This is a genomic window from Pseudomonas sp. OF001, from assembly GCF_904426495.1.
GTDB lineage: Bacteria > Pseudomonadota > Gammaproteobacteria > Pseudomonadales > Pseudomonadaceae > Geopseudomonas.
The window spans coordinates 21,920-47,924 of the sequence record NZ_CAJGBM010000017.1; the positions used below are offsets into that span (position 1 = coordinate 21,920).

The following is a 26,005-nucleotide window of genomic DNA, read 5'->3' on the forward strand; positions in this document are numbered from 1 at the left end:
TCACTCCGGGGAATTCGCGATGGCGGCGATTCTAGCAAACGCTACGGGGCAAGACCTGCGGGGTCGTTCGGGGCCATACTGGAAACAGGGCCCTGGGCAGGCACTGCTGTCCGGCCCGCAAGGACAGGGGGATAGGATCATGGGCAAGACTGTCGCACTGGTGCTCGGCTCGGGCGGCGCGCGCGGCTATGCGCACATCGGGGTGATCGAGGAGCTGGAGGCACGCGGCTACGACATCGCCTGCGTCGCCGGCAGCTCGATGGGGGCGGTGATCGGCGGCATCTACGCCGCCGGCAAGCTGCCGGTATACCGCCGCTGGGTGGAAACCCTCGACTACCTGGACTTGCTGCGCCTGCTCGACGTCAGCTTCTCGATGGGCGCGATCCGCGGCGAGCGGGTGTTCGGGCGCATCCGCGCCTTTCTCGGCGAAATCAACATCGAGGACCTGCCGATCCCCTACACCGCGGTGGCCACCGACCTGACCAACCAGCAGGAAGTGTGGTTCCAGGAAGGCTGCCTGCACCAGGCGATGCGCGCCTCGGCGGCGATTCCCAGCCTGTTCACCCCGGTGGTGCAAGGCTCGCGGGTGCTGGTCGACGGCGGCCTGCTCAACCCGATCCCGATCGTGCCGGTGGTGTCCAGTCGCTGCGACCTGATAGTCGCGGTCAACGTCAACGCCAGCAACCAGCTGCAGTACGAGCTGCCGGTGATCGAGCGGCCGCAGGCGATGAAGAACCGTCTCGACCAGATGATGACGTCGATCGGCGCCCTCGGCGCGCGCCTGCCGTTCCGCCGGCGCGGCGGGCCGGAACTGCCGGTGCTGCTCGAGGGACACGAGGCGCAGCTGGCGGGCGGCTCCACCCACGGCGTCGCCGCGGCCAAGGCCACTCACCTGCACGTGGTGGAGAACGAGGCGCCGGACAGCCTGCTGGAGATGATCAACCAGAGCATCGACGTGATGCAGAACTCGCTGGCCCAGTACAAGATCGCCGGCTATCCGCCGGATATCCTGGTCAACGTGCCCAAGCGGGTGTGCCGCTTCTTCGAGTTCTACAAGGCGCCGGAGCTGATCGCCCTCGGCCGGCAGATCGCCGGCGACGCGCTGGACAAGTACGAGCAGCACCACGACTGAGGCAGCCGCGCCCGCTGCCAGCATCCGCCCGGCCGCTCACTCGCCGCCGGGCGCACCGCCTTCCGACACGGACTCCAGGTCGTAGCCCTCGCCCGCTTCTTCCTCCAGACCGGCCAGTTCGCCTTCCCCGTCGACGACTCCCGGCATCAGCTCCAGGGGCGATCCTGGCGCCATGCCGGCGAGCATGGCGACGAACTCCTCGGCTGGCATGGCCTGGCCGTTGAAGTCGACCTGCCCGCCGGCATAGCTCAGGCGGCTGACGATGTCCTCCCCCTCCACCCGGCCGACTTGCATGCTGGTGGCGATCATCGCGGCCAGCTCGGCCACCTCCTCGGCCTGCAGGGCCGCCGCGCCCTGATCGGCGTCCGGGTCGAGGGACGCCTGGAAGTTCATCAGGTCGCGGATCGTCGGCTTGCCCAGCACCAGGTGCGCTTCCAGCCTGCCGATCAGTTGCCGGGCCAGCTCCGCGGGCGGCAACTCGTAGGACTGCGGCCTGTCCAGCTCGACCCGCAGGTCGAAGCGGCTCTCGCCGCTGGCGGTCCTCAGAGCCAGCCGATCGAGCGACACGCTCGGCTTGCCGGCGAGCAGCGCCTCCAGACCATCGCGCAGGCGCCTTTCGTCGCTGTCGGTCAATGCGACGGGCTGCGCCTGCGGCTCATTCATGCGCGCGAGCAGCTCCTTGTACCAGCTCTCCAGCCGCTGCAGGGCGGCCACGTCGAGATTGCCCAGGGTCAGCCCGAGGCTGGCCGAACCCAGCGGCTTGCCACCGTAGCCGAGGCTGCCGACCTCGTAGTCGAGCGCGGCGCTCAGGCGGCTGCCCTGCTCCTCGATCCGGTCGGTCTGCACGAAGTTCTCCACCAGCAGCCCCGGGCGGTCCGCGTCGAGCAGCTCGACGCGGGCCAGGGCCAGGCGGCTGCCGCCGACATAGAAGCCGGAAGCGCCGAGGCGGTGCTCGCTGTTCAGGCTCAGGCCGGAGAGGCGGACCTGCGCCACCTCCCCGTCGCGGGGGAAATCGAAGGTCAGGCTGTCCATGCCGCCGGACAGTTGCACGGTTTGCGCCTGCGCGCCCAGCGTCAGGGCCAGGTCGATGCCGGAGAAGCGCAACCGGCCCTGGTCGGAAGCCAGCTCCAGGGGGTGCAGGCTGACCCGCCCCGTCACGCTGTCGTCATAGCCCAGCACCAGGTAGCCGCTCAGCGGCACCGCCCCGCCCGCGCCGGCGAACCAGGGCGTGACCGCCGCGCTGCGCTCGAGGCTGAAGCGACTGACCGCCAGGACCGGCGCGAGCTCGAAGGACGCCAGGCGCGACAGCGGCAGCGGGCCATGCTCGATCCGGTCGCTGAACAGCAGCTCGGCGGGGTCGCCATCGGCGCCCTCGGCCTCGCCGAAGGCGATCCGGTAGCGAGCGGTACTGGAGAAGATCCCGCGCTCGAGGGCCACCAGTTCGAGGCTGGCGCCCTGCCCGGGCAGCGCCTCGCGCAGCTGCTGGTTGCCGCGCTCGAGCGCGGCCTGCAGCGTGCCCTCCAGCTGCGTGCCGCTATACCAGGGCGGCAGCGTGACCGCGGCGCCCGCGGCGAGGATCAGACCCAGGGCGATTCCTGTCTTGTGCATGTCGACTCTTCCATTGAGTGAAGGAGAATGGCGCCGGCTCAGCCGGAGTCTCCGGGACGCGGTGCATGGCGCTTGTGGGGCTGGTTGGCGATCCAGTCGCCGATCAGGCTGTAGGCCACCGCCAGCAGGGTCGGACCGAGGAACAGGCCCATGAAGCCGAAGGCGAGGATGCCGCCGAACACTCCGAGCAGCACCACCACCAGCGGCAGGTTGCCGCCGCGGCTGATCAGGTAGGGCTTGAGCACGTTGTCCACGCCGCTGATCACCACCAGGCCCCAGATGGCGAGGAACAAGCCCATCCCGTACTGCTCCTGCCAGATCAGCCAGGCGCTGGCCGGAATCCACACCAGCGGCGGGCCCATGGGGATCAGGCTGAGGGCGAAGGTGAGGATGCCCAGCACCAGGGCGCCCGGCACCCCGGCGATCAGGAAGCCGATCAGCGCCAGCACCGCCTGCGCCGCGGCGGTGCCGATCACGCCGTTGACCACCCGCTGCACGGTGCCGGCAACCAGTTCCAGGTAGTGATCGGCGCGCCCGCTCATCAGGCGCTCCAGCAGGCTGCGCGCATAGTCGGCCAGCTGCGGCCCGTCGCGGTAGAAGAAGAACACCAGCACCAGGCTCAGCGCCAGCTCCAGCACGCCGCCGCCGATCTGCGCGCTGCGCGCCAGCAGCCAGTTGCCGACCTCGCCCAGATACGGCTTGAGCGCGGCGAGCAGCGCCGCGCCCTGCACGTCGAGCTTGTTCCACAGGCCCACCAGCTGCGCGCCGAACAGCGGCACTCCGGCCAGCCAGGCAGGCGGCTCGGGCAGGCCTTCGACCTGCAGATCCTTGAGCAGGGCCACGACGCTGCGGACGTGGTCGGCCAGGTTGAAGCCGAGCCAGACCAGCGGCACCGCCACCAGCAGCATCCAGCCGAGGGTCAGCACGCCGGCGGCCGCCGAGGTACGCCCGCGCAGCAGGCGGGTCAGGCCGCGCATCAGCGGCCAGCTGGCGAAGGCCAGCACTGCGGCCCAGAACAGCGCCGACCAGAACGGCGCCAGCACCCACAGGCAGGCGGCCAGCAGCCCCAGCATGAGGATCTGCACCAGCAAACGGTCATGCTCGATCATCGGACCTTCCCTTGCAGCAGGGCGCCGGCCGGCGCAGGTGGCAGAGCAATGGGGATCCGCACAGGCTCAGGGCTCAACGCAGCCACTCCAGGCGCAGTCCCGGCGTCTCGCCCGGCGCGCTTTCCAGGCGCGCGGCGCGGGTGCCGCGCTCGACCAGCGCCTCGCGCCAGGCCGGAGCGGCCTGGCCGGTGAGCAGCAGGCGCACGCCGGTATCGAGACGCAGCGCCCTGGCCAGCAGCGCCAGCCAGGGATCGGCCGGCTCGGCGGGCAGCTGCGCCAGCTCGAGCACGCCGGCATCCTTGAGCTGGCGCAGCAGGGTCTCGGCGTTGGGCAGATGCTCGCCCTGCGGCGCATTGGCCTCCAGCAGCTCGACGTGCAGGTAGCCGCGGCGGGTGCCGCGGGTGATGGCGTACAGCGCCAGCAGGCTGTCCTGGCGCGGCGCGGCCAGCTGCAGCAGCAGATAGGCCTGCTGCTCGTCCGGGCCGTACAGGCGCGCGTTGCCGAACACGTTGTTGGCCCACAGGCTGCTGGCGCCGCACTCGCGCCCCTCGCACCAGTGCAGCGGACGCGCGTCCTGGGCCAGCAGGGCGGTGCGCGCCTGGGCGAAGGCGTCGGCGCTGCCGTGGCCCTGCGGCAGTTCGTAGGTCAGCGCGCTGAGGCGGCCGACCACATCGATCTCGGCATCCACGCGCAGGCGGCCGCTGATGCGGCGCAGGGCGCTCTGCGGATAGATGCGCTCAACGTTGTCCTGCACCCGGTAGTCGACGATCTCCGCGCGCGGGAAACGCGGCAGGATCTCCAGGTCCTGGCTGCCCGGCACCTCGGCCCAGGCCGGCAAGATGGCCCAGGCCGGCAGGATGGCCAGACTGGCGATCAGCGGCAGGCGGCGCCAGGCGCCCCTCGGCGACCCGCCCGCGCCGGCCGGCGCAGCGGTGTACAGCTCGGTCATGCAGTTTCTCCCTTGCGATGCCGCTCAGCCTCGACAGTTGGCCGGCACAAGTCAAGGCGCGGCGGACAGGGCTTTGAAACAGTCTGCAACCGCCTGCGCGCCGGCCTCGTCGTCCAGGTGCAGGTGATGACCGCCCGGCACTCGGTGCACGCGCACCGGAAGGCTGTCGAGCAGCGCCAGCCATTCGCCGCGCTGCACCGGCAGACCCTGTTCGGCAATCACCAGGTCGACCGGACAGCGCACGGCGCGCACGAAGGCCTCGGCGTGGGCTCGGGTCAGGCGCAGCGGCGAAGGCAGGGTCAGCCGCGGATCGGTGCGCCAGGTATAGCCGCCGGCCACCGCCGTCAGGCCGCGGCTGGCGAGCAGTTCGGCGGCCTCGCGGCTGAGCGGGGAGCCGCCGCGCAGGCGCGCCTCCACCGCCCGTTCGACGCTGGCGTACACCGGGCGGCGCTTGTCGCGCAGCGCCAGCTGGGCCCGGAGCGCCTCGCCGAGCTGGTGCGGCGCCTGTTCCGGCTCGTGGGTCAGCGGGAACATGCCGTCGATCAGTGCCAGCCGCTCGATGCGCTCGGGTACGGCGCCGGCCAGCAGGGTGGCGACGATGGCGCCCAGCGAGTGGCCGAGCAGGGCGAAGCGCTGCCAGCCGAGTTGGTCGGCCACCGCCAGCACGTCCAGCGCGTAGTCCCACAGCTGGTAGCTGGCACCGGCAGCACGGTGCCCGGAGTGGCCATGACCGGCCAGGTCGAGGGCGACGATGCGCAGGCCGGGCAGACGCGGCGCCAGGCGGGCGAAGCTCATGGCGTTGTCCAGCCAGCCGTGCAGGGCCAGCACCGGCTGGCCGTCCTCGGGACCATAGAGATGGGCGGCCAGTTCGATGTGCGGCAGGTTGAGGCGGATTTCCTCGACGGCGACGGTCATGGTCGTCTCAGCGCTCCGGCGGATGGTACAGGGCGCGCAGGTCCATCAGCCCGGCCAGGGCCATGTCGCCCTCGAGCAGGGCCAGGCTGGCGGTATTGAAGGTCACCGGCTGCTGCAGGTGGCCGTGCACCAGCAGGCCGGCCAGGGCACCGACCAGCGGCATGTGGGTGACCACCAGCAGGTTCTGCTCGCGGCGTCCGGCGAGCATGGCCAGGGCGGCGCGCGGGTCGTCGTCGGGGGTGATGCCGTCGACGGTATGCAGCGCCGGCTCGCGGCCGAGGGCCTCGTGCACCAGCTCGGCGGTCTGCTGGGCGCGCACGTAGGGGCTGACCAGGATGGCATCCAGCGGCTCGCCGAGCAGGTGGCCGCCGGCATGCAGGGCCTCGGTGCGGCCGCGCTCGGTCAGCTCGCGCAGGTGGTCGCCGGTGCGCACGTAGGGGCCGGCCTGGCCGTGGCGCAGCAGCCACAGCCTCATGCCCGGGGCTCCGCCGGCGCATCCGGGCCGTCCGCCTTGCCGGCCTCGGGAGCCGGAGCGGCCTGGTCCGTCCCGGACGGCGTTTCGGCGGCCTCGGCAGCGGACTCGGCAACCGGCGCCTCGGCCGGCGCACTGGCCGCAACCGGGGCAACGGCTGCGGATGCGGCAGCCGCCGGCGCCACGGCAGGAGCCGGGGTCAGCGGCCGGGCACCCTCGCCCTGCGCCTCGCGGGGTGCCGGCCAGTCGGCGAACGGCCAGGGCTTCTCGTCGCTGTGGAAGCAGCCGAAACGGCCGATCTGCGCCAGGTACTGGCTGAGGCCATCGCCGAAATCCATCAGCGCGCGGCTGGGCGCGCCGTTGATCAGGCGCAGGGCCAGCTGCAGCAGGACCACGGCCACCAGCACCAGCTCGGCGAGCTGCCAGACGATGGCGAACAGCACCATCCACAGCACCCGCAGGATCAGGCCTTCACGACTCTGTTTGTCATCGGACATGCAACGCGCTCCCTCAGAAATCACTGGCGGAAATGAAATCGACATCGGTCTTCGGCTCGCCGGACATCAGCAGGCCGATCACCTGCTGCAAAGTGCGGCCCTCGAAAAGTATGGCATGCAGGCCGGCGACCAACGGCATGTAGACGCCGAGCTGGTCGGCGCGGGCCTTGAGCACGCGGATGGTGTTGACCCCCTCGGCCACCTCGCCCAGACGCGACACCGCCTCCTCGAGGCTCAGCCCCTGCCCCAGCGCGAAGCCGACCTGGTAGTTGCGGCTCTTCGGCGAGGAGCAGGTGACGATCAGGTCGCCCACCCCGGCCAGACCGAGGAAGGTCATCGGGTTGGCGCCCATGCGCACGGCGAAGCGGGTCATCTCCGCCAGCGCGCGGGTGATCAGCATGCTCTTGGTGTTCTCGCCCATGCCCAGCGCGGCGGCCATGCCGGACATGATGGCGTAGACATTCTTCAGCGCCCCGCCCAGCTCGACGCCGAAGCGGTCGCGACTGGCATACACGCGGAAGGTACGGCCGTGCAGCACCTGCTGCACGCGCCGGCACAGCTCCTCGTCCTCGCTGGCGATCACCGTGGCAGTGAGCGCATGCTCGGCGATCTCGCGCGCCAGGTTCGGCCCGGACAGCACGCCGATGCGCGCCTGCGGGGCGATCTCCTCGAGGATCTGGCTCATCAGCTTGAAGGTATCCGCCTCGATGCCCTTGGTGGTGCTGACCAGCAGCTTGCCGGCGAGCAGGCCGGCCACCGGCTGCAGCGCGGCGCGCAGGGCCGAGGACGGCAGCACGACGAACACCAGCTCGCAGGCCTGCAGGGTGGCGGCCAGGTCGCTGACCGGCTCGACCACGGCGTGCACCTTGATGCCCTTGAGGTAGCGCGGATTCTCGCCGGTGCTGCGGATCGCCTCGGCCTGGGCCTCGTCGCGCATCCACAGGCGCACGCGCTGGCCGTTCTCCGCCAGCAGGTTGGCCAGGGCGGTGCCGAAGCTGCCGCCGCCGAGCACGGCAATCGGTTGCTGCTCAGTCATGTTCCATCCATATCGGGTCGCCACTCGGCAATCGCTGCATTATACGGGGCGACCGCCGGTCGACCAGCACACCGTGACGAGGTCGTGCTGGCAGAACGCGCGCCCTCGGGTAACATGCGCGCCGCTCGAGTCCGAATGGAGACACCGCACGTGTCCGCCCCCCTGCGCACAACGCTGGCGCTATCTCTCGGCCTGCTCGCCGGCTCGGCGGCGGCCGAGGATCTGTTCGTCGGCGCGGCGGACCTGCCGGAAGTGCTCACCGCCACGCGCCTGCAGCAGTCGCCCGCCGAGGTCCCCGGCAGCGTCACCGTGCTCGACCGCGAGCTGATCCGCGCCAGCGGCGCCCGCGAGCTGCCGGAACTGCTGCGTCTGGTGCCGGGCATGCTGGTGGTGCCGGACGGCAACCTGACCACGGTCAACTACCATGGCAGCAACGCCGCCCAGGCCCGCCGCCTGCAGGTGCTGGTGGATGGCCGCTCGGTGTACCACTCGGGCCTGGCCCGGGTCGACTGGAGCGACATCCCGGTGGCCATTGAGGACATCGAGCGCATCGAGGTGTTCCGCGGCCCCAACACGGTCAGCTATGGCGCCAACGCGCTGATGGCGGTGGTCAGCATCTTCACCCGCGCACCGCGCGACACCCACGGCACCCGCCTGAAGATCACCCGCGGCGAGCGCGGCATCGCCGACTGGTATGCCAGCCAGGGCAACGGCTGGGACGGCGGCAACCTGCGCCTGTCGCTGTCCGGCTGGCAGGACGAGGGCTTCGACCACGAGCGCGACGGCAGCCCGGCGCGCGACGATCGCCGCCTCAATCGCCTCAACCTGCGCGTGCAGCAGGATCTCGATCCGCGCCAGTCGCTGGACTGGCAGCTGGCGCTCAAGGAAGGCACCAACCAGGCGCCGAACAGCTACGAGTCGGTGTTCCCGATCGCCGCCCAGCCGGGCGAGGCCGACGAGGCGGCCGACGTGCGCGCCCGCGACTATGCCGCCAGCCTGCGCTGGAACCTCGACCTGAACGCCGGCCACCGCCTGCAGATGCAGAGCTCGCTGCAGCACTGGGAGCGCCTGCGCGAGTGGCGCGCCTGCGAGGCCCAGGTCGGCTTCAGCCCGCAACTGCACCAGCTGTGGGCCTCCTCGCCGGCCTATGTCAAGGCGCTGTTCCGAAACCTGGCGCGCAACGACTTCACTCCGCCGCCCGGCACCCCCGAGCAGACGACCCTGGCCAGCCAGTTCATCGGCCAGGTGGCGAGCACCTTCGATCCCGCCACCGGCACCGTGGCCCACAGCTGCGGCCTGATCAACGAGGACACCCGGGAAAACCGCTTCGACCTCGAACTGCAGGACACCCTCAGCCTGTCCGACAGCCTGCGCCTGGTCAGCGGCCTGAGCTATCGTCATGACAGCGCCGACAGCGAGACCTACCTGGGCGGCCGGCGCAGCAAGGACATAGCCCGCGGCTTCGGCCAGTTCGAGTGGCAGCTCGACCGCCACTGGCTGCTGCAAGGCGGCGCCCTCTACGAGCACGACAGCAGCGCCGGCGACTCGCTGTCGCCGCGCCTGGCGCTCAACTACCTGATCACCCCGGCGCACAGCCTGCGCGCCGTCTACTCCGAGGCGGTGCGCTCGCCGGACATGTTCGAGAACCACGCCGACTGGCATTACCGGGTCCGGGACCTGCGTCCGGCCGCCCTGGGCATGGGCGAGGCGCTGTATTTCGCCAGCGCCCGCGGCACCGGCGAGCTCGGCCAGGAGCACATGCGCTCGCGCGAGCTGGGCTACCACGGCCACTTTGCCGACCTCGGCCTGAACCTGGACGTGAAGCTGTTCCACGACGAGATCGGCGGCCTGATCAGCGAGACCCTGACCCTCGAGCGGTTCGAGCCGAGCAACGACAACCGTCTGCGCCTGCGCGGCATCGAGAGCGAGCTGGACTGGCGCCTGGGGCTGCGCGACCGCCTGCGCCTGAGCCAGGCCTACATCGAACTGGAGGCCAGCCATCGCCACGACGAGCGCCTGACCCCGCGCCACAGCGGCTCGGCCGGCTGGCTGCACGACTGGGGCCGCGGCTGGTCGAGTTCCGCCTTCTATTACGGCGCCGACCTGCTCAACGAATACCGCTTCGAGCGCCTCGACCTGCGCCTGGCCAAGCGCCTGCAGCTGGGCAGCAGCCAGCTGGAGCTGGCCGGTGTCGTGCAACAACGCCTGGACGACGAGCCCCTCGGCTGGTCCGACAATATGTATGATGAGCGCCGCGTATTCTGGCTCTCCGCCGGATTCGAGCTCTGACCCGTGCGCCCGTACTCAAGGATGAGATTATTGCAAGCGCTCGCCCTCCTCTGCCTGCTGGCCGCTTCGGCGCTGGCCCAGGCGACCGATATCCTGGTCGCCGCCAGCAACGACACCCCGGCCCTGCAGCGCTTCGTCGACGACCTGGCGACACGCCGCCCGGATGACCGGGTGCGCTTCGTGCATACCTCGGCGCTGACCAGCCCGGAGTCCCTGCCCGCCGACAGCCGCCTGGTGCTGCTCGGCGCCGATGCGCTGGACTGGCGGCTCGGCACGCCGGGCGGACCACCGACCCTGGTGATGCAGATCAGCCGGGTGCAGGCCTTCCGGCGTCTCGGCGACAGCCGTCCGCCCCACCTGACCCTGCTGTGGAGCGATCCGCCCCCGTCCCGCCAGTTGCGCCTGATCCGCCAGTTGCTGCCGCAGGCACGCCGGGTCGGCCTGCTGTACGGCGATGACAGCCGCTTCCTGGTCAACGAACTGCGCCGCCTGGCCGCCGCCCAGGGCCTAGCCATCACCACCTGGTACTGGCCGGACACCCGCGACAGCCGCCCTCTCAACCGACTGCTCGACGGCAGCGACGTGCTGCTGGGCGTCGACGACCCCGCGCTGTACAACCCCGGCACCATCAAGGGCGTGCTGCTGGCCAGCTACGGGCGCCGACTGGCGCTGATCGGCCCGACCGCGGCGTTCATCCGCGCCGGCAGCCTGAGCAGCAGCTACAGCGACCAGCAGGACTGGCTCAACGAGCTCGACCGACTGCTCTCGCTGGCGCCGCAGCACTGGCCGCGCGAGGCCTACCCGCAGCACTTCAAGGTGCTCAGCAACCCGCAGGTGGCACGCTCCCTGGGCGTGGAACTCAGCGACGACCGCGACCAGGCGCTGCGCCTGCAGCAATGGGAGAGCCTGCCATGATGCTGCGCTGGCGCCACAGCGACATCCGTACCCGCACCCTGGCCATCAGCCTCGGCCCTGCGCTGCTGCTGACCCTGCTGCTGACCGGTTACCTCGCCTACTCGCGCCTGCAGGACCTGCACGCCGAGCTGACCCAGACCGGCCAGTTGATCGCCGACCAGTTGGCCCCGGCCACCGAGTACGGGGTGATCTCCGGCAACATCCCGATCCTCGAGGGCCTGCTGCGGGCCAGCCTCGACATCCCCCATGTGCGTTTCATCGAGGTGCACGACCGGACCGGCGAAGTGCTCGCCTACGTCGAGCGCGCCCAGGGTGGGCGCGATGCGCGGATCGAGGTGTTCGAGGCCGACATCCTCCGCCAGCAGGTCCGCCTCGACGATCCCTTCCTGCTCAGCCCGCCGCTGGCGGCGCGCGAACCGGCCGAGGAGCGCCTGGGCCGGGTGGTGGTCGGCATGACCGACGAGGCCTTCGACCGCCGCCAGACACAGATCTTCCTGCGCGCCGGCCTGCTGGCGCTGCTGGCGCTGACGCTGACCCTGCTGCTCGCCTACCGCCTGGCGCGCAGCCTGTCGGAGCCGATCCATGCCATGGGCCGGGCGCTGCAGGCGATCAAGGAAGGCGACTACCAGGCCGAACTGCCGGTGGCCGACCATGGCGAGATCGGCGATCTGGCGCGCCACATCAACCTGCTGGCCGCCGGACTGGAGCAGGCCCAGATCGAGCAGCAGCGCAGCATCGCCCAACTGGTCGCCGCCCGCGAGGAAGCCGAGCAGGCCAGCCGCGCCAAGTCGGACTTCCTGGCGATGATGAGCCACGAACTGCGCACGCCGATGAACGGCGTGCTGGGCATGCTGCAGCTGCTGGAGACCACCACGCAGACCGGCGAGCAGGCCGAGTACACCGCGCTGGCCACCGAGTCCACCGAACACCTGCTCAAGGTGATCAACGACATCCTCGACTTCTCGCGCATCGAGCGTGGCTCGCTGGAGCTGGAGCACATTCCCTTCCCGCTGGACGAGCTGCTCACCAACTCGGTGCAGGTGTTCCGCCCCAGCGCCCAGCAGCGCGGCCTGGAGCTGCATCTGGACATCCAGCCCGGCCTGGAGCAGTTCGAGGTCCGCGGCGACCCCACCCGCCTGCGGCAGATCCTGGTCAACCTGATCGGCAACGCCCTGAAGTTCACCGAGCAGGGCCACGTCGGCGTGACCGCACGCTGGCAGGTGCTCGACCAGCAGCAGATGCTCTGGCTGACCATCGCCGTGCGCGATACCGGCATCGGCATCGCCCCCGAACGCCTGCAGCACATGTTCGACGCCTTCGAGCAGGCCGACACCTCCACCTCGCGCCGCTACGGCGGCACCGGCCTGGGCCTGTCCATCGCCCGCACCCTGGCCGAGCACATGGGCGGCGGCCTGCATGCGGAGAGCACCATCGGCGAGGGCTCGACCTTCACCCTGGAACTGCCCCTGCCCTGGCGCTACCGCCATGCCGACGAGCAGGTGCTGCTGGACAGCGAGGCGACACAGGGCGGCGGCCAGCATGTGCTGCTGGTGGAGGACAACCCGGTCAACCAGACGGTGATCGAGGCCATCCTGCGCAGCCTCGGCTTCACTCCCCAGCTGGTCGGCAGCGGCCGGCAGGCGCTGCAGGCCGTCGCCGAGCAGCCCTTCGCGGCCATCCTGATGGACTGCCGGCTGCCCGACCTCGACGGTCTCAGCGCCACCCGGCAGATCCGTGACAGCGACGGACCGAACCGCCACACGCCGATCATCGCCCTGACCGCCAATGCCCTGCAGGGCGACCGCGAGGCCTGCCTGGCAGCCGGGATGAACGACTACCTGGCCAAGCCCTTCAAGCGCTCGGACCTGCGGGCCATCCTGCAGCGCTGGGTGCACAACCGACCATAGACGGCTGGCGAAAAGGTGCGAAATGCGGCAGGCTTGCACCCGCACAGTCTTGGCTGGCAGTCATTCGTCGCAGAATGCCCCCGGTCGGCCTGTGACTTTCATCACCTGGCCATAGTCTATAACCAGACCAAAGCCGCGCTCCCCCCGGGAGGGGCGAGGCCAGAAAAGATCTGCCCCCTGCGCTCAGGGACCGTCGAGGAGCTCGCATGACCAAACAAAACGCCTTCACTCGGGAAGAACTGCTCAGCTGCAGCCGCGGTGAACTGTTCGGCCCGGGTAACGCGCAACTGCCCGCCCCCAACATGCTGATGATCGATCGCATCGTTCACATCAGCGAGACCGGCGGCAAGTACGGCAAAGGCGAAATCGTGGCCGAGCTCGACATCAACCCGGACCTGTGGTTCTTCGCCTGCCACTTCGAGGGCGACCCGGTGATGCCCGGCTGCCTGGGCCTGGACGCCATGTGGCAGCTGGTCGGCTTCTACCTGGGCTGGCAGGGCAACCCCGGCCGCGGCCGCGCCCTCGGCTCGGGCGAAGTGAAATTCTTCGGCCAGGTCTTGCCGACCGCCAAGAAGGTCACCTACAACATCCACATCAAGCGCACCATCAGTCGCTCGCTGATCCTCGGCATCGCCGACGGCACCGTCAGCGTCGATGGCCGCGAGATCTACAGTGCCGAAGGCCTGCGCGTCGGCCTGTTCACTTCCACTGACAGCTTCTAAGGGTTACCCGCATGCGTCGCGTCGTAATCACCGGGATGGGCATCGTGTCCTGCCTCGGCACTGACAAAGAGACCGTTTCCGCCAACCTGCGCGCCGGCAAATCCGGCATCCGCTTCAACCAGTCGTACGCCGACATGGGGCTGCGCAGCCAGGTTTCCGGCTCCGTCAACCTCGACCTCGAAGCCCTGATCGACCGCAAGGTCTACCGTTTCATGGGTGACGCCGCCGCCTTCGCCTACCTGTCCATGGAGCAGGCGATCAAGGATGCCGGCCTGTCCGAGGAACAGATCTCCAACCCGCGTACCGGCCTGATCGCCGGCTCCGGTGGCGCCTCCACCTTCAACCAGATGGAAGCCCTGGACACCCTGCGCGAGAAGGGCGTCAAGCGCGTCGGCCCGTACCGCGTGCCGCGCACCATGGGCAGCACCGTGTCCGCCTGCCTGGCGACCCCATTCAAGATCAAGGGCGTCAACTACTCGATCTCCTCCGCCTGCGCCACCAGCGCCCATTGCATCGGCAATGCCATGGAGCAGATCCAGATGGGCAAGCAGGACATCGTGTTCGCCGGCGGAGGCGAAGAGGAGCACTGGAGCCAGAGCTTCCTGTTCGACGCCATGGGCGCGCTGTCCACCCAGTACAACGCTACCCCGGAGAAGGCCTCGCGTGCCTACGACGCCAAGCGTGACGGCTTCGTCATCGCCGGCGGCGGCGGCATGGTGGTGGTCGAGGCCCTCGACCACGCCCTGGCCCGCGGCGCGAAGATCTATGCCGAGGTGGTCGGCTATGGCGCCACCTCCGACGGCTACGACATGGTCGCCCCGAGCGGCGAAGGCGCGGTGCGCTGCATGCAGCAGGCGCTGGCCACCGTCGACACCCCGATCGACTACCTGAACACCCACGGCACTTCGACCCCGGTCGGCGACGTCGCCGAAGCCAAGGCCGTGCGCACCGTGTTCGGCGACAAGGCCCCGGCGATCAGCTCGACCAAGAGCCTGTCCGGCCACTCGCTGGGCGCCGCCGGCGTGCAGGAAGCGATCTACACCCTGCTGATGATGGAAGGCAACTTCATCGCCGGCTCGGCCAACATCGAGGAACTGGACCCGGAAGTGGCCGATCTGCCGATCGTCACCCAGACCCGCGAGAACGTCACCCTCAACACCGTGATGAGCAACAGCTTCGGCTTCGGCGGCACCAACGCCACCCTGGTCCTGAAGCGCTGGACCGGCGAGTAAGCCGCTCCCGCACCATCCACGACGGCACCTTCGGGTGCCGTCGTCGTTTCCGCCCTCCGCCACTTCCCTGCCGCTGGCAGCACATACCCCTCAGGGTATAGAGTGATGACTCCCTTCCGAACGCAAGGACATCCCATGGCCCTGAAGACCATCCGCGCCAGCGGCAGCCTCGATAACGCCTTCACCATCACCGTGGCCGCCGGCAACCACGTGATCCGCATGGACCAGCCGAAGAACGCCGCCGGCCAGGACCTGGGACCGACGCCGCTGGAGCTCATCCTCGCCGCGGTGGCCGGCTGCTTCGGCACCATCGGCCGCTTCATCGCCCACCAGCGCAAGTTCGAGCTGCGTGGCATGCGCTTCGAGATCGAGGCCGACTACGATCCCGACGGCCTGCTGGGGCGGCGCAGCGACGTACGTCCGGGCTTCCAGGCACTGCGGGTCAGGGTGGAGATGGACTGCGACCTCGGCCGCGAGGAGCAGCAGGCGGTGCTCAGGGAGATCGAGCGGCGCTGCCCGCTGGCCGACAACCTGCTGCACGGCACCGACCTGCTGACCAGCCTGGCCTGACCCCGGAAACGCCGCAGCCCGGCCATTGTCGGGCTGCGTGGATGCGTGCTCAGCGCACGCTGAAGCGCTGCTCGGCCAGCTTGCGGTCGCCCTGGAACACCAGGAAGTGCCACTCGCCCGGAACCACCTCGTGCGGCTCGCTGAACTCGAAGGCCATCACCTCCTGGCTGGCGCCGGGCGCCAGCTTCTGCACCACCTCGAAGCGGTCGTGGCGCTGGCCGTCCGGCGTCACCACCCCGGGAGTGAGGTACAGCAGGGTCAGCGGCACGTCGTCGGCCTGCTTGCCGCTCAGGGTCAGGCGCAGGCCGAACCTGGTGCCGAGCCGGGCCGGGATCTCGGCGGTCTGCCGGATCTGCTGGTTGTTGCGCAGCAGCACCCGCTCGCCCGGCTGCACCTCGCGCTCGGGCGTCGCGAACACGCCGTACTCCACCGGCCCCTCGACCCGCACCTCGGCCATGGCCAGACCGGACACCAACCCCAGCGCCGCCAGCGCCCCCATCTTGAACAGTCGCATGTGGCTCTCCTTCGTTGCGATGCGGCGAGCCTATGACCTTTTCATGACGAAGCGATGACGCTCGTGTCTTTCCGCCGCGATGAAAAATGCCGCTCGCCCATGACAGGCGAGCGGCATCTTCAGGACCAGCGCGGGCGGGGTTCAGCCGTTCAGGCCGACAGCTCCACCAGCAGCTTGTTGAGGCGCTGCACGTAGGCGGCCGGGTCCTTGAGGCTGTCGCCGGCGGCCAGTGCGGCCTGATCGAAGAGGATGTGCGACAGGTCGGCGAAACGGTCCTCGTCGGGCTCGGCATCCAGCTTCTCGATCAGCGGGTGCTGCGGGTTGATCTCGAAGATCGGCTTGGACTCCGGCACCTTCTGCCCGCTGGCCTCGAGGATCTGGCGCATCTGCAGACCGAGATCCTGCTCGCCGATGGCGAGGATCGCCGGCGAGTCGGTCAGCCGGTGGGAGACGCGCACCTCGGCGACCTGCTCGCCCAGCGCGCCCTTGAGGCGCTCGATCAGTCCCTCCTTGGCCTTGGCCACCTCTTCCTGGGCCTTCTTGTCCTCTTCCGAGTCCAGCTTGCCGAGATCGAGATCGCCGCGGGCGACGTCGACGAACTGCTTGCCATCGAACTCCGGCAGGTAGCTCATCAGCCACTCGTCGATGCGGTCGGTGAGCAGCAGCACCTCGATGCCCTTCTTGCGGAACACCTCCAGGTGCGGGCTGTTCTTGACCTGGGCGTAGCTCTCGCCGGTGAGGTAGTAGATCTTGTCCTGGCCTTCCTTCAGGCGGCCGAGGTAGTCGGCCAGCGCCACGCTCTGCTCGCCGCTGGCGTCGCTGGTGGAGGCGAAGCGCAGCAGGCCGGCGATCTTCTCCTTGTTGGCGAAGTCTTCCGCCGGACCTTCCTTGAGCACCTGGCCGAAGGCCTTCCAGAAGGCCTGGTAGTCCTCCGGCTTGTCCTTGGCCAGCTTCTCCAGCATGTCGAGGACGCGCTTGGTCAGCGCCGACTTCATCGAGTCGATCACCGGGCCGGACTGCAGGATCTCGCGGGAGACGTTCAGCGACAGGTCGTTGGAGTCGACCACGCCCTTGATGAAGCGCAGGTACAGCGGCAGGAACTGGTCGGCCTGGTCCATGATGAACACGCGCTGCACGTAGAGCTTGAGGCCCCTGGGCGCCTCGCGATGGTAGAGGTCGAACGGCGCCTTGCCCGGCACGTAGAGCAGCGAGGTGTACTCGAGCTTGCCCTCGACCTTGTTGTGGCTCCAGGACAGCGGATTCTCGAAGTCATGGGCGACGTGCTTGTAGAACTCCTGGTACTCCTCGTCCTTGACCTCGCTGCGCGGGCGGGTCCACAGCGCGCTGGCGCGGTTGACGGTTTCCCACTCGGGTTCGGCCGGCTTTTCTTCACCGAACTGCTCTTTCGGCAACTCGATGGGCAGGGCGATGTGGTCGGAGTATTTCTTGACGATGTTGCGCAGGCGCCAGCCGTCGGCGAACTCGGTTTCGTCGGCCTTCAGGTGCAGGACGATGCGGGTGCCGCGCTCGGCCTTGTCGATGCTGGCGATGTCGAACTCGCCCTCGCCCTTCGAGCTCCAGTGCACGCCCTCGCTGGCAGCGGCGCCGGCGCGACGAGTGTAGACGTCAACCTGGTCGGCGACGATGAACGCCGAGTAGAAGCCCACGCCGAACTGGCCGATCAGCTGGGAGTCCTTCTTCTGGTCGCCGGAGAGGTTCTTCAGGAAGTCGGCGGTGCCGGACTTGGCGATGGTGCCGAGGTGGGCGATCACCTCGTCGCGGCTCATGCCGATGCCGTTGTCCTCGAGGGTGACGGTGCGCGTCTCCTTGTCGAAGCTCAGGCGTATCTTCAGCGGATCGCCGCCTTCCAGCAGCGCCGGATTGGCCAGCGCCTCGAAACGCAGCTTGTCGGCGGCGTCGGAGGCGTTGGAGATCAGCTCGCGCAGGAAGATCTCCTTGTTCGAATACAGGGAATGGATCATCAGGTGAAGCAGTTGCTTCACTTCAGTCTGAAAACCCAGGGTCTCTTTGCGAGTCTCCACGCTCATGAATGCGAACTCCACGGATGACAAAGCCGCGTCTGCGGCGAATGCCGTGGATATGGAGACTTCGCCCGGAATTTCAAGGGCTTGCCGCGAAAGCCCGGATTCAGGGCTCGAGCAGCTGGATCTGCGCCACCTCGCTCGGCCGCAGGATGAAGCTGGCTTCGCCCTGGCCCCCCAGCGAATGCTGGATCACCAGACGCCCTTCGGGGTTGAGTCCGTCGAATCGCCCTTCGGCACTGCGGCCACGCTCGGTGACCACGTGGACACGAACGCCCTGGTAGCGGCTCGGCGAGGTGAGCAGGCGCTCGAGCGAAAAGCCTATGCGCCGGTCGAGCGGGCGCGGCTCTCCGCGTACCACAGTGGTGGGAACCGGCGCGGTGCGACGCAGCTCCTCCTCGCTGGGCCGCGGCAGGGCCGGCGCCTGGTCGCCCTGCACATGCCAGCCCTGCAGCTCGCTGCGCCGCAGGGCAACGTCGAAGCGGCGCAGCACCCCGCCCACCCGCGCCAGCACTTCCAGCTGCAGCTGCTCGCCGTCCAGGTCCAGCGCCGGCAGCGGCTCCAGCACCAGGTCGCGCTGCCGGGTGCTGCGCTGCAGGTAGTCGGTGACCAGCCAGGCGATGGTTTCCTCGGTGTTGTGGCGGGTATCCACGCGCCCGTCGCGGTAGCGCAGGCGGTCGGTGTACAGCTCGACCTCGCCGCTCAGCGAGGTTCGGAAGGCCGGCGGCAGCACCAGGTGGAAGTCGCCACGCAGCCGGTTGGGCGGTACCGGCCGCAGGTCGAGATGCAGGGTGTAGCCGTCGACGATGCGCCGAGACTCGGGCTGGTCCTGGTCGGGCAGCAGCCAGTCGAGCTCGATTTCCGGCAGCGTCCCGTGATCCTCCGGCAGCACGTCGACGCGCAGCTCGCCGCCGTCATGGGCGGGCAGGCGGATGCGCAGCTCGCGCCGGGCGAAGGAATCGTCGCCCTCGCGCAGCACCAGGGCGCCATCGATCAGTTCGCCCAGATCCGGCGCGAAGGGCTTGCCGTTGAACTCGCCGCCCAGGCGGATCTCCAGGCCGCCAGCGGCCTTGGGCTCGGGCTCCAGCCAGCGCAGGCTGAGGATGGCGGCCAGGCGGTCGGGATCGTGGCCGGCCAGCATGGTGAAACCCACCACCAGCGGAATGCAGCCCAGGCCCATCAGCATCACGGCGCTGCGCGCGCGGCGCCAGTGGCGCAGGATGAACAACAGCGGCAGCGGCGGCAGCAGGCTGCCGCACCCCCACAGCAGACTAGTGGCGAAGGCACTGGCCACCAGCCAGAACAGGCCGGACAGGATCAGCAGCAGGCCAGCGACTATCAGCAAGGAATCCATCAGGCAGGCTTCCGCAGGTGGCGGGAGGGGAAAGAAGACATCATGGCTGGTCGACCGTGAAGCGGTTGCCGCGCTCAAGCACGAGAAGTTGACTCATCGAAGGACCTTGTCTGCTAGGAAACCCCGCCGGCATTCTGGCGGACGAACGGCATCGCATGATACCCGCTTCGACGACAGCAGCCCAAGCGCCGATACATCGGGGTTCGGCCCGGAACCTTTGCCCGAAATGGCACTCTCATCGGATGAGCGAATGGAGCTTCCCCGATACTCGTCCCAGTTGTTGCGAGGAACGGGGAAAGCCGTGCAGGACGAGCCTCGGCAGGCGATTTGCCAGCCTCCCGATGCTGCACTACACCTGAATCTGACCGGCATTCGCCTTTCACCTGATTCGGATACTCCCAAGGAGCACCAACATGCAAAAGCCCCTGACTTACGCCCTGCTGCTTGCCGCCACCCTCGGCCTCGCGGCCTGTGGCGACAAGCCTGAAGACAAGGTGGAGTCGGCAAGCGGCTCCGCCGCCCAGGCGCCCGCCACCGCCGTGCAGAAGGCTGGCGAGGCTGCCAAGGAGGCAGGCGCTGCCGTCGAGGAGAAGGCAGCCGAAATGACCGAGAAGGCAGGCGCTGCCGTCGAGGAAGCCGGCAAGACGATGCAGGATGCAGGCGCCGCCATGCAGGACAAGGCTGGAGAGGCCGCCCCTGCCGAAGAACAGAAGCAGCAGTAACCCCCACCCTGCCGCCCGCCCGGTCTGCGCGACCGGGCGGGGCGGCGCTCCTCCTCCCTGCGCTACTCCATCCTGTCCCTGGCCGGCTCGCCCAGCGGTGCCGGGCTGTAGGCCATCACCTCCAGCACGTCGGAATGGAATTCGCGCCGGTACAGCACGAACACCACCCCGGCGGTGGCCAGCATGTAGACCCAGGGATTGATGAACCAGGCCAGGGTCGCCAGTCCGAAATAATAGGAACGCAGCCCCAGGTTGAACTGGTTGGCGGCCAGCGAGATCACCCGCGCCGTGCGCTCGGCGAAGGCGCGCCGCTCCGCCTCGGTGACGTTGCGCTCGGAGATCATCGGCGCCGCCCCCACCATCATCGCCGCGAAGTTGTACTGGCGCATGCACCAGCTGAAGGTGAAGAACGAGTAGATGAACACCAGCGCCACGCAGATGATCTTGATCTCCGACAGCTCGCGGCTGACCTCCTGCACGAACGGCAGGCCTTCCAGCACCGACACCGCCCGCTCGGTGGAGCCGAGCACGGTCAGCACGCCGGCGAGGATGATCAGGGTGCTGGAAGCGAAGAACGAGGCGTTGCGCTCCAGGTTGCCGATCACGTTGGCGTCGGCGATGCGGTTGTCGCGCATCAGCAGGCGGCGCATCCAGTCCTCGCGGTACAGGTGCATCACGCTGGCCAGGCAGGGGGTGTCCTTGCCCTTCCAGATCGCGTAGCGGGTGTAGCCCAGCCAGCAGAGGATGAACCAGGCCAGGGCGGCCACATGGGGCAGGTAGTGCGCGTCGATGGTCATGACAACTCCTTGTATGCTGCGCCTGTGCCTCCGGCACCCTTGCCGGAGGCACCAGCCGGATTACGCGCGCACCGGCGGGCAGCCCCGCAGGCGGTCGAAGATCATCGCGCCCAGCAGGGTCAGCAACGCCGGCAGCAGCCAGCCGAGGCTGTGCTCGGCCAGCGGCAGGCTGCCGAGCCAGCCCGGCACCAGGGCCTTCAGGCCGGCGGCGTCCAGGCCGGCGAACACGCCGAACACCAGGGTCATCGCCATCACCGGGCGGAACACCCGCGGCGGATGCAGCCACAGGCCGTCGGTCAGGCTGAGCAGCACCAGCACGATGGCCAGCGGATACAGGCCGACCAGCACCGGCACCGAGAAGCTGATCAGCTGGGTCAGGCCGAGGTTGGCCACCAGCAGGCTGAACAGGCTGACCACGATCACCACCGTGCGATACGACACCGGGAACTGGTTGCTGAAGAACTCGCCGCAGGCGGTGATCAGGCCGACGGCGGTGGTCAGGCAGGCCAGGGTGATGACCAGCGCCAGCAGCAGGCTGCCGGCCATGCCGAAGGTGTGCTGCACGTAGGCGGTGAGGATCTGCACGCCGTTCTGCGCATCGCCGGCGATGGCGTGACTGGTGGCGCCGAGACGGAACAGCGCCAGGTAGACCAGCGCCAGGCCGATGGCGGCGATCAGCGCGGCGAGGATCGAATAGCGGGTGACCCGGTGCGCCATGTCCACACCGTGGTCACGGATGGCAGTGGCGATGACGATGCCGAATACCAGCGCACCGAGAGTGTCCATGGTCAGGTAGCCCTGCAGGAAGCCCTGCATCAGTGGCGCCGCCTGATAGTCGGGTGCGGTGGCGCCGACCGTACCGGCCGGGGCGAACACCGCCGCGCCGCCGAGCACCAGCAGGGCGACGATCAGCACCGGGGTGATCAGCTTGCCGACGCGCTCGAGCAGACGCCCGGGATTGAGGGCGAGGAACAGCACCAGGGCGAAATACACCAGGGTATACAGGGCCTGCGCGAGGCTGCCGCTGCCGGCCAGCGGCGCGATGCCCATCTCGAACGACACCACCGCGGTACGCGGCGTGGCGAACAGCGGACCGATCGCCAAGTAGACCGTCACGGCGAACAGCAGGCCGGCGCTCTTGCCGAGCGGCGCAGTGAGCTGCGCCATGCCGCCGCCCACCCGGGCCAGGGCCACCACGGTGAGCAGCGGCAGGCCGACGCCGGTGAGCAGGAAGCCCAGGGCCGCGCTCCACATGGCCTCGCCAGCGGCGAGGCCGGCGCTCGGCGGGAAGATGATGTTGCCCGCCCCGAGGAACAGCGCGAAGGTCATGAAGCCCAGACCCAGGACATCGACGGTTTTCAAATGATTCATGCACACAACCAGAAAGTGGGAACGGAATCCGGCGCCAGGCACAACGAAAAGAGCCACCCGCAGGTGGCTCCTTCCGTCAAGCCCGCTCCACCGGAGCTTATTTCATGGTCCAGCCGGTCACTTCGGCCAGCGCCTTGCCGATATCGGCCAGCGAGCGCACGGTCTTCACCCCGGCATCCTGCAGGGCGGCGAACTTCTCGTCCGCGGTACCCTTGCCGCCGGAGATGATGGCGCCGGCATGGCCCATGCGCTTGCCGGGCGGCGCGGTGACGCCGGCGATGTAGGACACCACCGGCTTGGTCACGTTGGCCTTGATGAAGGCCGCCGCCTCCTCCTCCGCGCTGCCGCCGATCTCGCCGATCATGACGATCGCCTCGGTCTGCGGGTCGGCCTCGAACAGCTTGAGGATATCAATGAAGCTCGAACCCGGGATCGGGTCACCACCGATGCCCACGCAGGTGGACTGGCCGAAACCGGCGTCGGTGGTCTGCTTCACCGCCTCGTAGGTCAGGGTGCCGGAACGCGACACGATACCGACCTTGCCCGGCAGGTGGATATGGCCGGGCATGATACCGATCTTGCACTCGCCCGGGGTGATCACGCCGGGGCAGTTCGGGCCGATCAGACGAACGCCCAGCTCGTCGCACTTGACCTTGGCCTCGAGCATGTCGAGGGTCGGGATGCCTTCGGTGATGCAGATGATCAGCTGGATGCCGCCGAAGGCCGCCTCGAGGATGGAGTCCTTGCAGAACGGCGCCGGCACGTAGATCACCGACGCGGTGGCGCCGGTGGCGGCCACGGCATCCTTGACGGTATCGAACACCGGCAGGCCGATATGGGTGGTGCCGCCCTTGCCCGGAGTCACGCCGCCGACCATGCGGGTGCCGTACTCGAGGGCCTGCTCGGAGTGGAAGGTGCCCTGACTGCCGGTGAAGCCCTGGCAGATGACCTTGGTGTCCTTGTTGATCAGGATGCTCATTACTTGCCCTCCGCGGCCTTGACGACCTGCTGCGCAGCGTCGGTCAGGCTGCTCGCCGCGATGATGTTCAGACCGCTATCCGCCAGTACCCTGGCGCCCAGATCGGCGTTGTTGCCTTCCAGACGCACCACCACCGGCACCTTGACGCCCACCTCGCGGACCGCGCCGATGATGCCCTCGGCGATCATGTCGCAGCGCACGATGCCGCCGAAGATGTTCACCAGCACCGCCTGCACGTTGCTGTCGGAGAGGATGATCTTGAACGCTTCGGTGACTCGCTCCTTGGTAGCGCCGCCGCCGACGTCGAGGAAGTTGGCCGGGCGACCGCCGTGCAGGTTGACGATGTCCATGGTGCCCATGGCCAGGCCGGCGCCGTTGACCATGCAGCCGATGTTGCCGTCCAGCGCCACGTAGTTGAGCTCCCACTTGGCGGCGTGGGCCTCGCGCGGGTCGTCCTGGGAGGGGTCCTGCATCTCGCGCAGCTTGGGCTGGCGGTACAGGGCATTGCCGTCGATGTTGAGCTTGGCATCCAGGCAGTGCAGGTTGCCGTCCTTCTTGATCACCAGCGGGTTGACCTCGAGCAGGGCCAGGTCGTAGTCCTGGAACAGCTGGGCGAGGCCGACGAAGATCTGCGCGAACTGCTTGACCTGATCGCCCTTGAGACCGAGCTTGAAGGCCAGCTCGCGGCCCTGGAACGGCTGCGCGCCGACCAGCGGGTCGATGGTGGTCTTGAGGATCTTCTCCGGGGTTTCGTGGGCGACCTTCTCGATGTCCACGCCGCCTTCGGTGGAGGCCATGAACACGATGCGCCGCGAGGAGCGGTCGACCACCGCACCCAGATACAGCTCCTTGGCGATATCGGTGCAGGCCTCGACCAGAATCTTGCTGACCGGCTGCCCGTTGGCATCGGTCTGGTAGGTCACCAGGCGCTGGTCCAGCCACTGCTGGGCGAACGCGCGGGCCTCATCCTTGCTACGAACCAGCTTGACGCCGCCTGCCTTGCCGCGACCGCCGGCATGCACCTGGGCTTTCACCACCCACTCGCTGCCGCCGATCTTGTCACAGGCCTCGGCTGCTTCCTTCGGAGTATCGACTGCGTAGCCCCGGGACACCGGCAGCCCATACTCGGCAAACAACTGCTTACCCTGATATTCGTGAAGATTCATCTTTCCATACCACTTTAGTTGTAAGTATTGGCGACCGAATCCTAACCGGGAATGCACTTCAGTGGCTAGAGCTCTGGAATGGGCTTTCCGCTCCGCGCAACCGCCCGAAACGACAACGGCCCCTGGCAGCGGAAGTACCGGACTTCCGCCGCCAGGGGCCGCTGCGGGGCCGGCTGACGAAGGGGTCAGCCGGCGCCAGGCGCGTCAGCGCTTCTTGCGGTTGGCGATGTGGATGGCGTGGCCATTCACCGCCAGAGCGGCCTCGTGAAGGCCTTCCGACAGGGTCGGGTGCGAGAACACCATCATGCCCAGGTCTTCGGCGCTGGAGCCGAATTCCATGGCGATGGCGCCCTGCTGGACCAGCTCGGCGGCGCTCGGGCCGATCACGTGGACGCCCAGCACGCGGTCGGTCTTGGCATCGGCGATGACCTTGATCAGACCGTGGGTGTCGTTGGCAGCCATGGCGCGGCCGCTGGCGGCGAACGGGAACACGCCGACGTTGACGGCGACGCCCTCGGCCTTCAGCTGCTGCTCGGTCTTGCCGACGGCGGCGATTTCCGGGTGGGTGTAGATGACCGACGGGATCAGGTCGTAGTTGACCTGGGCCTTGTGGCCGGCGATGCGCTCGGCGACCATCACGCCCTCTTCCGAGGCCTTGTGGGCCAGCATCGGGCCGCGCACCACGTCGCCGATGGCGTACACGCCCGGCACGCTGGTGGCGCACTGGTCGTCGACGAAGATGAAGCCGCGCTCGTCCAGGGTCACGCCGCTGTCGGCAGCCAGCACGTCCTGGGTCACCGGACGGCGGCCGACGGAGACGATCAGCTTGTCGAAGGTCAGCTGCTGCTCGCCGTTGGCGTCGGTGAAGAACACGGTGACCTGCTTCTTCTTGACTTCCGAACCGGTGACGCGGGCGTTCAGGCGGATGTCCAGGCCCTGCTTGGTCAGCAGCTTCTGGGCTTCCTTGGCGACCTGCTCGTCGATGGCCGGCAGGAACTTGTCCTGGGCCTCGATCACGGTGACTTCGGCACCCAGGCGGGCCCACACCGAGCCCAGCTCCAGGCCGATGACGCCGGCGCCGATCACGCCCAGCTTCTTCGGCACGCTCTGGAACTCCAGGGCGCCAGTGGAATCGACGATGGTGTCCTGGTTGACCGGTGCCGGCGGGATGTCGATCGGCTTGGAGCCGGAGGCGATGATCACGTTGCTGGCTTCCAGCACCTCGACCTTGCCGTCTTCGCCGGTGACTTCGACCTGCTTGCCGGCCAGCAGCTTGCCGTGGCCTTCGATAAGGGTCACGCCGTTCATCTTGAACAGGCTGGCGATGCCGCCAGTCAGGTTCTTCACGATGTTCGCCTTGCGGTCGATCATCGCCGGGACGTCCATCTTGACGTCCTTCACCTCGATACCGTGGACGCCGAAGCTTTCCTTGGCCTCGTGGTACTTCCAGGAGCTGTCCAGCAGCGCCTTGGAGGGAATGCAGCCGACGTTCAGGCAGGTGCCGCCCAGGGCAGTCTTGCCATCCTTGCCCTTGTACTTCTCGATGCAGGCGGTCTTGAAGCCCAGCTGGGCTGCGCGAATGGCCGCCACGTAGCCGCCCGGGCCACCGCCAATCACCACTACGTCGAATTTCTGGGTCATAACTCTCGATCCTTTTGGGATGAACCGGACGGCCCCTCTGTCAGGGGCCGTCGTGGGAGAAGCGCG

The 26,005-nt window shown here is 68.6% G+C and carries 22 protein-coding genes and 1 pseudogene; 8 read left to right on the plus strand and 15 right to left on the minus strand.

The window, feature by feature from the left end; genetic code table 11:
• Window positions 1–139: 139 nt before the first annotated feature.
• A complete protein-coding gene (locus RA210_RS11740; RefSeq protein WP_201486573.1) occupies window positions 140–1,132 on the plus strand; it encodes a patatin-like phospholipase family protein in 993 nt (330 codons plus the stop codon).
• Window positions 1,133–1,168: 36 nt separating this feature from the next.
• Here RA210_RS11740 and RA210_RS11745 read toward each other — a convergent pair whose 3' ends face one another.
• The 7 genes and pseudogenes from RA210_RS11745 to RA210_RS11775 all read right to left on the minus strand — a co-directional run bounded on the left by RA210_RS11745 (window position 1,169) and on the right by RA210_RS11775 (window position 7,718).
• A complete protein-coding gene (locus RA210_RS11745) occupies window positions 1,169–2,740 on the minus strand; it encodes a YdgA family protein (protein WP_201486574.1) in 1,572 nt (523 codons plus the stop codon).
• Between the two features lie 38 nt (window positions 2,741–2,778).
• Window positions 2,779–3,849, minus strand: a complete 1,071-nt coding sequence (locus RA210_RS11750; protein WP_136488977.1) for an AI-2E family transporter — start codon at window positions 3,847–3,849, stop codon at window positions 2,779–2,781.
• A 73-nt stretch (window positions 3,850–3,922) separates the two neighbouring features.
• On the minus strand, window positions 3,923–4,798 hold the full coding sequence (locus RA210_RS11755) for a DUF4892 domain-containing protein (RefSeq protein ID WP_201486575.1): 876 nt from the start codon (window positions 4,796–4,798) through the stop codon (window positions 3,923–3,925).
• A gap of 51 nt (window positions 4,799–4,849) precedes the next feature.
• A complete protein-coding gene (locus RA210_RS11760) occupies window positions 4,850–5,713 on the minus strand; it encodes an alpha/beta fold hydrolase (RefSeq protein ID WP_201486576.1) in 864 nt (287 codons plus the stop codon).
• A gap of 7 nt (window positions 5,714–5,720) precedes the next feature.
• Window positions 5,721–6,188, minus strand: coding sequence for a phosphohistidine phosphatase SixA (gene sixA, locus RA210_RS11765; RefSeq protein ID WP_201486577.1), 468 nt, complete (start codon window positions 6,186–6,188; stop codon window positions 5,721–5,723).
• Window positions 6,189–6,373: 185 nt separating this feature from the next.
• Window positions 6,374–6,682, minus strand: a pseudogene (locus RA210_RS21795) (DUF4389 domain-containing protein); the annotation flags it as partial.
• Window positions 6,683–6,695: 13 nt separating this feature from the next.
• Window positions 6,696–7,718, minus strand: a complete 1,023-nt coding sequence (locus RA210_RS11775; protein WP_136488982.1) for an NAD(P)H-dependent glycerol-3-phosphate dehydrogenase — start codon at window positions 7,716–7,718, stop codon at window positions 6,696–6,698.
• A 150-nt stretch (window positions 7,719–7,868) separates the two neighbouring features.
• On the opposite strand from RA210_RS11775, the gene RA210_RS11780 reads away from it, so the two are divergent.
• The 6 genes from RA210_RS11780 (at window position 7,869) to RA210_RS11805 (ending at window position 15,353) form a co-directional block, all read left to right on the plus strand.
• The gene (locus RA210_RS11780; protein ID WP_236574727.1) at window positions 7,869–10,007 is read left to right on the plus strand and encodes a TonB-dependent receptor plug domain-containing protein; all 2,139 of its coding nucleotides are present in this window, start codon (window positions 7,869–7,871) and stop codon (window positions 10,005–10,007) included.
• 21 nt (window positions 10,008–10,028) lie between these two features.
• Window positions 10,029–10,922, plus strand: coding sequence for an ABC transporter substrate-binding protein (locus tag RA210_RS11785; RefSeq protein WP_201486580.1), 894 nt, complete (start codon window positions 10,029–10,031; stop codon window positions 10,920–10,922).
• Between the two features lie 2 nt (window positions 10,923–10,924).
• Complete coding sequence (locus RA210_RS11790) at window positions 10,925–12,829, plus strand: ATP-binding protein (protein ID WP_236574728.1); 1,905 nt, start codon at window positions 10,925–10,927, stop codon at window positions 12,827–12,829.
• 206 nt (window positions 12,830–13,035) lie between these two features.
• Window positions 13,036–13,551, plus strand: coding sequence for a 3-hydroxyacyl-[acyl-carrier-protein] dehydratase FabA (fabA, locus tag RA210_RS11795; RefSeq protein WP_136488986.1), 516 nt, complete (start codon window positions 13,036–13,038; stop codon window positions 13,549–13,551).
• Between the two features lie 11 nt (window positions 13,552–13,562).
• A complete protein-coding gene (gene fabB, locus RA210_RS11800) occupies window positions 13,563–14,783 on the plus strand; it encodes a beta-ketoacyl-ACP synthase I (RefSeq protein WP_201486581.1) in 1,221 nt (406 codons plus the stop codon).
• A 135-nt stretch (window positions 14,784–14,918) separates the two neighbouring features.
• The gene (locus RA210_RS11805) at window positions 14,919–15,353 is read left to right on the plus strand and encodes an OsmC family protein (protein ID WP_201486582.1); all 435 of its coding nucleotides are present in this window, start codon (window positions 14,919–14,921) and stop codon (window positions 15,351–15,353) included.
• A 49-nt stretch (window positions 15,354–15,402) separates the two neighbouring features.
• On the opposite strand, the gene RA210_RS11810 is transcribed toward RA210_RS11805, so the two are convergent.
• The 3 genes from RA210_RS11810 to RA210_RS11820 all read right to left on the minus strand — a co-directional run bounded on the left by RA210_RS11810 (window position 15,403) and on the right by RA210_RS11820 (window position 19,263).
• Window positions 15,403–15,867, minus strand: coding sequence for a DUF3859 domain-containing protein (locus RA210_RS11810; protein WP_136488989.1), 465 nt, complete (start codon window positions 15,865–15,867; stop codon window positions 15,403–15,405).
• Between the two features lie 149 nt (window positions 15,868–16,016).
• Window positions 16,017–17,915, minus strand: a complete 1,899-nt coding sequence (gene htpG, locus RA210_RS11815; protein ID WP_201486583.1) for a molecular chaperone HtpG — start codon at window positions 17,913–17,915, stop codon at window positions 16,017–16,019.
• A gap of 100 nt (window positions 17,916–18,015) precedes the next feature.
• On the minus strand, window positions 18,016–19,263 hold the full coding sequence (locus RA210_RS11820) for an MFS transporter (protein WP_136488991.1): 1,248 nt from the start codon (window positions 19,261–19,263) through the stop codon (window positions 18,016–18,018).
• Window positions 19,264–19,676: 413 nt separating this feature from the next.
• Between RA210_RS11820 and RA210_RS11825 the strand changes: the two genes are divergently transcribed.
• Window positions 19,677–19,985, plus strand: a complete 309-nt coding sequence (locus tag RA210_RS11825) for a hypothetical protein (RefSeq protein ID WP_136488992.1) — start codon at window positions 19,677–19,679, stop codon at window positions 19,983–19,985.
• A gap of 62 nt (window positions 19,986–20,047) precedes the next feature.
• Here RA210_RS11825 and RA210_RS11830 read toward each other — a convergent pair whose 3' ends face one another.
• The 5 genes from RA210_RS11830 to lpdA all read right to left on the minus strand — a co-directional run bounded on the left by RA210_RS11830 (window position 20,048) and on the right by lpdA (window position 25,939).
• Entirely contained in the window at window positions 20,048–20,782 is a 735-nt protein-coding gene (locus RA210_RS11830) for a DUF599 domain-containing protein (protein ID WP_136488993.1), read from the minus strand.
• A gap of 60 nt (window positions 20,783–20,842) precedes the next feature.
• Window positions 20,843–22,153 (minus strand): branched-chain amino acid transport system II carrier protein, encoded by a 1,311-nt coding sequence (gene brnQ, locus RA210_RS11835; RefSeq protein WP_201486584.1) that lies wholly within the window; start codon window positions 22,151–22,153, stop codon window positions 20,843–20,845.
• Between the two features lie 97 nt (window positions 22,154–22,250).
• Entirely contained in the window at window positions 22,251–23,132 is an 882-nt protein-coding gene (gene sucD / locus RA210_RS11840) for a succinate--CoA ligase subunit alpha (protein ID WP_136488995.1), read from the minus strand.
• Window positions 23,132–24,298 carry an ADP-forming succinate--CoA ligase subunit beta gene (gene sucC / locus RA210_RS11845; protein ID WP_136488996.1) on the minus strand — a complete coding sequence of 389 codons (1,167 nt, stop codon included), beginning with the start codon at window positions 24,296–24,298 and terminating at the stop codon, window positions 23,132–23,134. Before sucC ends, sucD begins: the two co-directional genes overlap by 1 nt.
• A gap of 204 nt (window positions 24,299–24,502) precedes the next feature.
• Window positions 24,503–25,939, minus strand: a complete 1,437-nt coding sequence (gene lpdA / locus RA210_RS11850; RefSeq protein ID WP_136488997.1) for a dihydrolipoyl dehydrogenase — start codon at window positions 25,937–25,939, stop codon at window positions 24,503–24,505.
• Window positions 25,940–26,005 lie beyond the last annotated feature (66 nt).